The organism is Micromonospora sp. NPDC047753 (genome assembly GCF_040642735.1).
Taxonomy (GTDB): Bacteria; Actinomycetota; Actinomycetes; order Mycobacteriales; family Micromonosporaceae; genus Micromonospora.
The window spans coordinates 1-9,191 of the sequence record NZ_JBEYSL010000264.1; the positions used below are offsets into that span (position 1 = coordinate 1).

A 9,191-nucleotide genomic window follows, 5' to 3' on the forward strand; every position below is an offset into this window, starting at 1 on the left:
CCGCTCCAAGTTGGAGTACACCCCGCTCGCCACCCGCTTCCTCGCCGCCGAGTTCACGATCAGCGAACTGCGCGCCGTCTACGAGACGGTCTGGGGGCACCCGCTGCACGCCGGCAACTTCCACCGCAAGGTGCTCTCCGTGCCGGGCTTCGTGGAGAGCACCGGCGCCAGCACCGAGCGCGGTGGTGCCCGGGGCGGCCCGCGCGCCCGCCTCTACCGGGCCGGCGACGCCCGCCTGCTGCACCCGGCGCTGCTGCGCCCCGCCCGCGAGGAGACGGTGCGGTGAGGGCCACCGAGGCAATCCACCTGGTCGCGGCCGCCCGCACCGACGCGGACCTGTTCGGCGCCGACCAGCCGGCCCGCCGCTACCGCGAGCTGGTCGCGGCCCTGCACCCCGACCGCCTGCCGACCGACCCGTCGGTACGCGCCGAAGCCATCGACGCGTTCATCCACGTCACCACCCGGTGGCAGGCACGGCAGACCACAGTCCTCGGCGGCTACCGGCTCGGCACGCCAACCCACTCGGGTGACCTCGCCGACCTCTACGACGTCGGCGACGACCGGTTGCTGAAGCTCCCCCGACGGCCCACCGACAACGACCTGATGGCCCGCGAGGCGCACGCCCTGCGCACCATCGCCGAGCGCGGCGACCCGCGCTACCTGCCGTACGTGCCCCGGCTGGTCGACGAGTTCCGGCACCGCGACGCCGGCACCGGCGCGGAACGGCGGATCAACGTGCTCGCCACCGCACCCGGCCTGCACGACCTCGACGAGGTGCGGCGCGCGTACCCCGACGGGCTGGACGCCCGGGATGTCGCCTGGATGTGGCGGCGGCTGCTGGTCGTGCTCGGCCTGGCCCACCGGGCGGGCGTGGTGCACGGCGCGGTAGTGCCCCGACACGTGCTGATCGAGCCGGACGCCCACGGCGTGGTGCTGATCGACTGGTGCTTCTCCGCGGCTGTCGGCAGCACCATCCCGGCGGTGGTCCCCGGCCACGGCTGGGACCCGGAGGAAGTCCTCAAGAAGCAGCCGTGCGGGCCGGGCACCGACATCGCGATGGCCAGCCACTGCATGAGCTGGCTGATGGGCCCGCGCGCGCCCCGCGAGCTGCACACCTTCGCGCAGGGCTGCCGGCAACGGTCCCTGGGCGCCCGGCCCGACGACGCCTGGCGCCTGCTGCGCGAACTCGACCAGGTGCTGGACCGGCTCTACGGGCCACGCACCTTCCGACCCTTCACCCTCACCCCCTAAGGAGCTGTCATGGGCAGTGGAATCTGGTCCACCGACGTGTACGACGCAGCCGACCGCTACCGCCGGTCCACCGGCAGGAGCGCCTTCTCCTACAGCGACAGTGGGGCGCGCACAGTGCACCCCGCGCTCGACCCCAGGGACGCGACCCGCGAGAGCCGCGACTCCGCCGAGCACCCCCGGTCGACCCCCGTCGCGGTGCTCTTCGACGTGACCGGCTCGATGCGCACGGTGCCGCGGGTCCTGCAGACCAAGCTGCCGCAACTGCTCGGGCTGCTGCAACGGCAGGGCTACGCCAGCGACCCGCAGATCATGTTCGGTGCCATCGGCGACGCCACCTGCGACCGGGTGCCGTTGCAGGTGGGCCAGTTCGAGTCGGACAACCGGATGGACGACGACCTCGGCCGGATCGTGCTGGAGGGCGGTGGCGGCGGACAGATGAGCGAGTCGTACGAACTGGCCATGTACTTCATGGCCCGGCACACGGTCACCGACAACTGGGAGAAGCGCGGCCGGCGCGGCTACCTGTTCATCATCGGCGACGAGCTGGCGTACCAGCGGGTGAAGGCCCGGGAGGTGGCCGGCCTGATCGGGGACGACCTCTCCGAGGACGTGCCGCTGCGGCAGGTCGTCGACGAGGTGACCCGCCGCTGGGACACCTACTACCTGCTCCCCACCGGCAGCCACTACTCCGGCAACGCCACGGTGCTCGACTTCTGGCGGGACCTGCTCGGGCAGAACACCGTCGTGCTCGACGACCTCGACGCGGTCTGCGAGACCATCGCGCTCACCATCGGCCTCGGCGAGCAGGCCATCGACCTGGACGAGGGCCTGCGTGACCTGGACCGCGCCGGCTCCAGCGCCACCGGGACCGTGTCGAAGGCGCTGGCCCGCCTCGGTCGGGGACGGCGGGCCGAGGTGTCGACGCTGCCGACGTTCACCGACACGGCCAGCGGGGTGACCCGGCTGTGAACCACGTGGCGGTGGTCGACCTCGGCTACGGCGACGCCGGCAAGGGCACCGTTGTGGACTGGCTCTGCGCCACCCGTCCCGTGCACACGGTGGTCCGCTTCAACGGGGGCGCGCAGGCGGCACACAACGTCGTGCTGCGCGACGGGCGGCACCACACGTTCGCGCAGTTCGGCGCCGGCACCTTCCATCCCGGTGTGCGTACGCACCTGTCCCGGCACGTGGTGGTGGACCCGCTGGCGATGGCCGCCGAGGCCGACCACCTCGCCACTGTCGGGGTGCCCGACGCGCTCGACCGGCTGACCGTCGACGGGGACGCACTGCTCGCCACCCCGTACCACCGGGCCGCCAACCGGGCCCGCGAGATCGCCCGGGGAGCCGACCGGCACGGCTCCTGCGGGCTGGGGGTGGGCGAGGCCGTCGCGTACGGTCTCGCCCATCCCGACGACGCGCCCCGGGTCGCCGACTGCCACCACCCGGCACTGCTGCGCCGCAGGCTGACCATCCTGCGGGACCGGCTGACCGCCGAGCTGGGCCCGCTGGACGCGCCACCGATCGAGGACTGCCTGCCCGCGTACATCGGGTTCGCCGACCGGGTCGCCATCGTCGACGGCAGTTGGCTCGCCGGGGCGCTGCGCACCGGGACCTGCGTCTTCGAGGGCGCGCAGGGGGTGCTGCTCGACGAGTGGCACGGCTTCCACCCGTACACCACCTGGAGCACCACGACGTTCGCCAACGTCGACAGCCTGCTCGCCGAGGCGGGCCGACCCGGGGACGTGACCCGGATCGGGGTGCTCCGCGTCGTCACCACCCGGCACGGGCACGGCCCCTTGGTGACCGAGGACAGCAGCCTGCCGTTCGCCGACGCGCACAACGCCACGAACCCGTGGCAGGGCCGGTTCCGGTTCGGCCACTTCGACGCGGTCGCCCACCGGTACGCCCTCGCCGCGGCCGGCGGCGTCGACGGCCTGGCCCTTACCCACCTCGACCTGACCGGCCCCGACCTGCGGATCTGCCGCCGCTACGACACCACCGACCGGCTCACCCCGGGCCCGCCCGGCGACCTGGACCGGCAGGCCGCGCTCACCGCCCGCCTGCTGCGTTCGCGCCCGGTGTACGACGACCCACCGGCGGACTGGGCCGAGGCGGTACGCGCGGAGCTGGGCACCCCGGTGGTGCTGACCTCGCACGGCCCCACCGCCGACGACAAGACCCGGTGCGGCCCACTGCTGGCCCCACCGGCCCTGGTCCGCGCCAACTGACAACTCGGGGCCGAAGGCCTGTGATCCGGCGACTCGCCCACCGGGCAGGTCGCGCCCGGCAAGCATGGGGGAATGGACGCCCTCCTCGACCTCCTCCGTGGGACGGTCACGTCGCCGTGGGTCTACCTGGTGATCTTCGGGCTCACCGCGGTCGACGCGTTCTTCCCCGCGGTGCCGGGCGAGGCGGCGGTGATCACCGCCGGGGTGCTCTCGGCGAGCGCCGGGCACCCCAGCCTGACCCTGGTGATCGTCAGCGCCGCCGTGGGCGCGCTGGTCGGCGACCATATCTCGTACGCCATCGGAAAGGGCGGAGGTGCCCGCCGGCTGGCCCGCCTGCCCGACGGCAGCCGCCGGCGGGCCAGCTCCGAGTGGGCCCGGCGGGCGGTGGACAGGCGCGGCGGGATGATCCTGACCACCAGCCGGTACGTGCCGGGCGGGCGGACCGCCGTCACCCTCACCATGGGCGCGGTGGGCTATCCCCGCCGGTCGTTCCTGCTGTACGACAGCATCGCGACGATCACCTGGGCGCTGTACTGCGGGCTGCTCGGCTACTTCGGCGGGCTGGCCTTCGAACGTGACCCGGTGAAGGGCGTGCTGGTCGGGGTGGGGGTCTCGCTGGTCGTCACGTTCGGGCTGGAGGGGATTCGGTGGCTGCGCCGCCAGGCGCACCGACGCGCCGCCGCTCGACGCTGACGGGCACACCCGTCACAGCAGGTCGGCGTCGTACACCAGGATGGCCAGCTGCACCCGGTTGCCCGCGTGGAGTTTCGCCAGCGCCCGGCTGACGTGTGCCTTGACGGTGGCCTCGCTCATCGTCAGCCGCCGGGCGATCTCCGCGTTGCCGCGCCCGCGCGCCACCTCCCGGACGATCGCCAGCTCCCGCTCGGTCAGCGGTGCGAGCCGCTCACGGGCCGCCTCCCGGCGGGCCGGACCGCGCTCGGCGAACGAGCTGATGAGGCGCCGGGTCACCGTCGGGGCGAGCATCGCGTTCCCGGCGGCCACCGTGCGGACGGCGGCGGCCAGCTCGCGGGGCGGGGTGTCCTTGAGCAGGAAGCCGACCGCGCCGGCACGTAGCGCGCGGTGCACGTACTCGTCGAGGTCGAAGGTGGTCAACATGATCACCTTTGGGCCGACGGCGACCACGTCGGGCGCCACGGTCAGCCCGTCGACGCCCGGCATCCGCACGTCGAGCAGCACCACGTCGGGGCGTAACCGCTGGGCCTGCTCCAGCGCGCCGGCACCGTCGGCTGCCTCACCGACGACAGTGATGTCCTCCGCCGCCTCGAGGATCAGCCGCAGCCCGGCCCGAACCAACTGCTCGTCGTCGACCACCACGACCCGGATCACGTCGCACCCGCCAGCGGAATCAGGGCCCGGACCAGGAAGCCGTCGTCCACCGGAGCTGCCTCCAACCGGCCGCCGAGCAGCTCCACCCGCTCGCGCAGCCCGAGCAGCCCCTGCCCGGCACCCGGCAACGCCGACCCGCCCTCGGACGGGCCGTTACGGACCAGCACCTCCAGCCCGTCGGGCAGGTAGCGCAGGCAGACGGTCGTCTCGGCGTCGGCCGCGTGCTTGCGAACGTTGGTCAGCGCCTCACGGACCACCCGGTACGCGGTACGCCCCAGCGTCGTTGGAAGTGCCCTCGGCACACCCTCGTCCTGCCGGGACACCCGCAGCCCGGCGGCACGGGACTCCCCGATCAACTCATCCAACGTGTCCAGCCCCCGCTCCGGCGTCACGGTCGGGTCGGCCTGGCGCAGCACACCCAGCACCTCGCGCAGGTCGGTGAGCGCCTGCCGGCCGGTCGTCCGGATCAGCGCGGCGGCCTCGACGGTGGCCGGGTCCGCGGCGGTCACCTCCAGCGCCCCGGCGTGCACCACCATCAACGAGACCCGGTGTGCCACCACGTCGTGCATCTCCCGGGCGATCCGGGTCCGTTCCTCGGCGCGGACCCGGTCGGCGCGGGCCTCCTGCTCGCGTTCCAGCCGCTCGGCCCGGTCCCGCAGGGCGGCGAGCGTGTCCTGACGGGCCCGCACCCACAGGCCGAAGATCAACGGAAGCCCCACCAGGCCAGCGGCGAGCAGCAGCACGTTGCCGGTGCTGGCGGTGGTGATCCGGCGTACGCCACCCACCGCCAGCCCGACCAGCACCCCGCCGGTCAGCACCCCCGCCGCACCGGCGAGGTACCCGGCGAGTTGGCGACCTCGCAACCGCAGACCCGCCTGGTATGAGGCCAGCACCCCGGCCGCCGCCGCGGCGAGCACCAGCCAGCCGACCGCCGCGGCCAGGAACAACGGCCAGCGGCGGGTCCGGACCGTGCCGGCGGCCCAGGCCGAGCCCAGTGCGATCAGCAGCACGACCATGCTCGGCAGCGGCGAGCGGACCCCGATGTCACCGGTCGCGCTGGCCCACACGGCTGCGGCGACCAGGACGGCGAGCAGCGGCGGGGCGTACCGATGGACGACCCGCCGGAGGGCGACGGCGCTGGAGGCCACGCAGCGAGCCTAGGGCCCAGCCGACGCATCGGGCCGCCCCGCAGCGCCGTACCCGGGTGAGGTGGGGGATGACCCCGATGCACAGTCCGGGCCGGCCGCTACCTAAGTAGTGCCGCCCACCTGACCACTGGCCGATGTCGGGAGCCGCCGCCCCGACCAGCATCGGGATCATGGATCTGCTCGACCTGCTGCACGACACGATGTCCTCGCCCTGGGTGTACCTGGCGATCTTCGCGATCGCGGTGCTCGACGGCTTCTTCCCGGTGGTGCCGAGCGAGACGGCGGTGATCACCGCGGGGGTGTTCGCGGCCTCTGGAGCGCCGTACCTGCCGGCGGTGATCCTGGTGGCCGCCGCCGGGGCGCTGGTCGGGGACCACATCTCGTACGCCATCGGGCGGGGCGGCGGCACCCGGCTGCTCGACCGGCTGCCGCCCGACGGTCGACGCCGGGCCGCCATCGACCGGGCCCGTCGGGGGATCGCCACCCGGGGCGGCCTGATCCTCACCGTGGCCCGCTACATCCCCGGCGGCCGGACCGCCGTCACCCTCACCATGGGTGCGGTGCGCTATCCCCGGCGACGGTTCCTCGCCTTCGACGCGCTGGCCGCCAGCTCGTGGGGGCTCTACTCCGCGCTGGTCGGGTACGTCGGTGGGCTCGCCTTCGAGCAGGACCCGCTGCGTGGTCTCCTGCTCGGTCTGGGCCTCGCCCTGACGGTGACGGTGGTCGTCGAGGTGGTCCGTTGGCTCCGCAACCGCCGCCGTACGGCGCGGGCCGGCGAGCCGGGCACCGACGCTCTTTCCGCCGGGGCCGTCAGGCGGCCGGCGGACGCCAGGTGACGCCGTGCAGCAGTTGGGCGGCGCCGAGCCAGGCGACGTTCATCATCCGGGTGGCCGTCTTCTCCGGGTCGGCGTCCGGGTGGTCCGCGAGCCAGTCAGCCAACGACTCGGTCGCGCCGACCAGGGCGTACGCGACGACCTCCAGGTCGATGGCGGCGATCTCGCGGCCCTCGGCGCGCAGCGCGTGGTCGAGCATTCCGGCGACCACCTCGACCAGCCGGGCCCGCATGGTGGCCAACTCGCCGGCGAACGGCTGTTCGCCCCGGGCCTGCCGGTAGAGCACCGCCCAGCCGTCCCGGTAGGCGCCGACGAAGCCGAAGAACGCCCTCAGCCCGCGCCAGAGCCGCTCGTCGGCCGGCAGGTCGGGGGCCGCCGCCCCGGCGATGGCCTGCATCATCCGGGTGCCTTCCCGGTGCAGGCAGGCGACGAAGAGCTCCTCCTTGGTGCCGAGGTACGCGTACACCATGGGTTTGGAGATGCCGGCGTCCTCGGCGATCTCGTCCATGCTGGCGGCGTGGAAACCACGTCGGGAGAAGACCTTGACGGCCGCGTCGAGCATCTGCTGCTCGCGGACGGCGCGAGGCAGGCGCTTGAAGGCGGGGACGCTGGACACCTTGCGAGCATACCTACTCGTGCGTAGGGTTACGCACGAGTAGCCAATCTTCCGGAAGGCACACCTGATGACTGACTTCGACCCGGCCACCTTCGCCAACGTGGGCCCCAAGGAGTTCGCCCAGCTGGTCAAGTCCACCCCGGACGACAAGATCGCCCAGGTGATGTCCGGCGACATGCGCGACAAGGTCCTGGGTGAGGTGTTCGGCCGGATGCCGTCGCTGTTCCGCGCGGACCGGGCCGGCTCCACCAACGCGGTCATCCACTGGATCATCACCGGTCGCCCCGACGGCGGCAGCGACACCTACGAGGTGGTCATCGCCGACGGCACCTGCGTCGTGAACTCGACCCCGCAGCACGACCCGAAGCTGGCTCTCACCATGGGCCCGGTCGAGTTCCTGAAGATCGTCTCCGGTGGCGCCAACCCGGTGATGATGTTCATGACCGGCAAGTTGAAGGCGAAGGGCGACCTCGGCCTCGCCGCCAACATCGCCAACCTGTTCGACATCCCCAAGGCCTGACATGGCTGAGTTCTCGCTCGACCTGAACGAGGAACAGCGGGATCTACGCGACTGGGTGCACGGCTTCGCCGCCGAGGTCGTGCGCCCGGCCGCCGCCGAGTGGGACGAACGCGAGGACACCCCGTGGCCGGTGATCCAGGAAGCCGCCAAGGTCGGCCTCTACGGCTTCGAGTTCCTCGCCACCTGCTGGGCCGACCCGACCGGGCTCTCCCTTCCGATCGCCAGCGAGGAACTCTTCTGGGGTGACGCCGGCATCGGTATGAGCATCTTCGGCACCTCGCTCGCCGTCGCCGCCATCTACGGCGCCGGCACCCCGGACCAGATGGTCGAGTGGGTGCCGCAGTGCTTCGGCGACGTCGACTCACCGACCGTCGCCGCCTTCTGCACCAGCGAGCCGGAAGCCGGCTCCGACGTCGGCGCGATGCGCACCCGGGCCGTCTACGACGAGGCCACCGACGAGTGGGTGCTCACCGGCCAGAAGGCGTACGCCACGAACGGCGGCATCGCCGGAGTGCACGTGGTCACCGCCTCCGTCGACCCCGCGCTCGGCTCCCGGGGTCAGGCGGCGTTCGTCGTACCGCCCGGCACCCCCGGCCTGGCCGCCACCCGCAAGCTGCGCAAACTCGGCCTCCGCGCGTCACACACCGCCGACGTCTTCCTCGACGGGGTACGCGTACCCGGCCGCTGCCTCCTCGGCGGACGGGACGCCCTGCTGGAACGCCTCGACCGTGCCCGCTCCGGTCAGCGGTCCACCGGGCAGGCCGCGATGCGCACGTTCGAGCTGTCCCGACCCACCGTCGGCGCCCAGGCGCTCGGCGTGGCCCGGGCCGCCTACGAATACTCCCTCGACTACGCGAAGGACCGCGTCCAGTTCGGACGCCCGATCATCGAGAACCAGGGGGTCGCGTTCGCGCTGGCCGACATGCGGATGGAGATCGACGCGGCGCGGCTGCTGGTCTGGCGGGCCTCGTGGATGGGCCGCAACAACCGCCCGTTCACAGCGGGCGAAGGATCGATGTCCAAGCTCAAGGCCGGCGAGGTGGCCGTGTCGGTCACCGAGAAGGCAGTGCAACTGCTCGGCGGAGCCGGCTTCCTACGTGACCACCCGGTCGAGCGCTGGTACCGGGACGCCAAGATCTACACCATCTTCGAGCCGCCGGCTACCTCGCCGAGACCGCCCGGCAGGCCGGTCTGAGCGTCGAGCTCCAACCCATCCAGGAGATCGGCTGGGACGGCCGACGCTTCGTC

General features: G+C 72.9%; 10 protein-coding genes and 1 pseudogene. 8 read left to right on the forward strand and 3 right to left on the reverse strand.

Going from position 1 to position 9,191, the window contains the following annotated elements; all coding sequences use genetic code 11:
- The 5 genes and pseudogenes from ABZ749_RS21245 to ABZ749_RS21265 form a co-directional block, all read left to right on the forward strand.
- Positions 1-286 (forward strand): annotated as a pseudogene (locus ABZ749_RS21245) (DNA hydrolase); the annotation flags it as partial.
- Complete coding sequence (locus ABZ749_RS21250; RefSeq protein ID WP_357230201.1) at positions 283-1,251, forward strand: serine/threonine protein kinase; 969 nt, start codon at positions 283-285, stop codon at positions 1,249-1,251. The pseudogene ABZ749_RS21245 and the gene ABZ749_RS21250, both read left to right, overlap by 4 nt.
- A gap of 9 nt (positions 1,252-1,260) precedes the next feature.
- Positions 1,261-2,220, forward strand: coding sequence for a hypothetical protein (locus tag ABZ749_RS21255; RefSeq protein ID WP_357230203.1), 960 nt, complete (start codon positions 1,261-1,263; stop codon positions 2,218-2,220).
- On the forward strand, positions 2,217-3,479 hold the full coding sequence (locus tag ABZ749_RS21260) for an adenylosuccinate synthetase (protein ID WP_357230205.1): 1,263 nt from the start codon (positions 2,217-2,219) through the stop codon (positions 3,477-3,479). The genes ABZ749_RS21255 and ABZ749_RS21260 overlap by 4 nt, the downstream gene beginning before the upstream one ends.
- Before the next feature lie 72 nt (positions 3,480-3,551).
- Positions 3,552-4,172, forward strand: a complete 621-nt coding sequence (locus ABZ749_RS21265; protein WP_357230207.1) for a DedA family protein — start codon at positions 3,552-3,554, stop codon at positions 4,170-4,172.
- A gap of 12 nt (positions 4,173-4,184) precedes the next feature.
- Here the strand turns inward: ABZ749_RS21265 and ABZ749_RS21270 are convergent, their stop codons facing one another.
- A complete protein-coding gene (locus ABZ749_RS21270; protein WP_357230209.1) occupies positions 4,185-4,826 on the reverse strand; it encodes a response regulator transcription factor in 642 nt (213 codons plus the stop codon).
- The gene (locus tag ABZ749_RS21275; protein WP_357230211.1) at positions 4,823-5,974 is read right to left on the reverse strand and encodes a histidine kinase; all 1,152 of its coding nucleotides are present in this window, start codon (positions 5,972-5,974) and stop codon (positions 4,823-4,825) included. Before ABZ749_RS21275 ends, ABZ749_RS21270 begins: the two co-directional genes overlap by 4 nt.
- 167 nt (positions 5,975-6,141) lie before the next feature.
- On the opposite strand from ABZ749_RS21275, the gene ABZ749_RS21280 reads away from it, so the two are divergent.
- Complete coding sequence (locus ABZ749_RS21280; protein ID WP_357230219.1) at positions 6,142-6,810, forward strand: DedA family protein; 669 nt, start codon at positions 6,142-6,144, stop codon at positions 6,808-6,810.
- Here the strand turns inward: ABZ749_RS21280 and ABZ749_RS21285 are convergent.
- Positions 6,785-7,423: a TetR/AcrR family transcriptional regulator gene (locus ABZ749_RS21285; protein WP_357230213.1), complete on the reverse strand. Its 639-nt coding sequence runs from the start codon at positions 7,421-7,423 to the stop codon at positions 6,785-6,787. The genes ABZ749_RS21280 and ABZ749_RS21285 overlap by 26 nt on opposite strands.
- Before the next feature lie 67 nt (positions 7,424-7,490).
- Between ABZ749_RS21285 and ABZ749_RS21290 the strand changes: the two genes are divergently transcribed.
- Positions 7,491-7,943, forward strand: a complete 453-nt coding sequence (locus ABZ749_RS21290) for an SCP2 sterol-binding domain-containing protein (RefSeq protein ID WP_357230215.1) — start codon at positions 7,491-7,493, stop codon at positions 7,941-7,943.
- A gap of 1 nt (position 7,944) precedes the next feature.
- Positions 7,945-9,138, forward strand: coding sequence for an acyl-CoA dehydrogenase family protein (locus tag ABZ749_RS21295; RefSeq protein ID WP_357230217.1), 1,194 nt, complete (start codon positions 7,945-7,947; stop codon positions 9,136-9,138).
- Positions 9,139-9,191: the final 53 nt, after the last annotated feature.

What these genes read in the sequence shown, in the direction of transcription:
- ABZ749_RS21295 (WP_357230217.1), top strand. Translation starts at nt 7,945, where the DNA reads ATGGCTGAGTTCTCGCTCGACCTGAACGAGGAACAGCGGGATCTACGC.
- ABZ749_RS21255 (WP_357230203.1), top strand. Translation starts at nt 1,261, where the DNA reads ATGGGCAGTGGAATCTGGTCCACCGACGTGTACGACGCAGCCGACCGC.
- ABZ749_RS21265 (WP_357230207.1), top strand. Translation starts at nt 3,552, where the DNA reads ATGGACGCCCTCCTCGACCTCCTCCGTGGGACGGTCACGTCGCCGTGG.
- ABZ749_RS21290 (WP_357230215.1), top strand. Translation starts at nt 7,491, where the DNA reads ATGACTGACTTCGACCCGGCCACCTTCGCCAACGTGGGCCCCAAGGAG.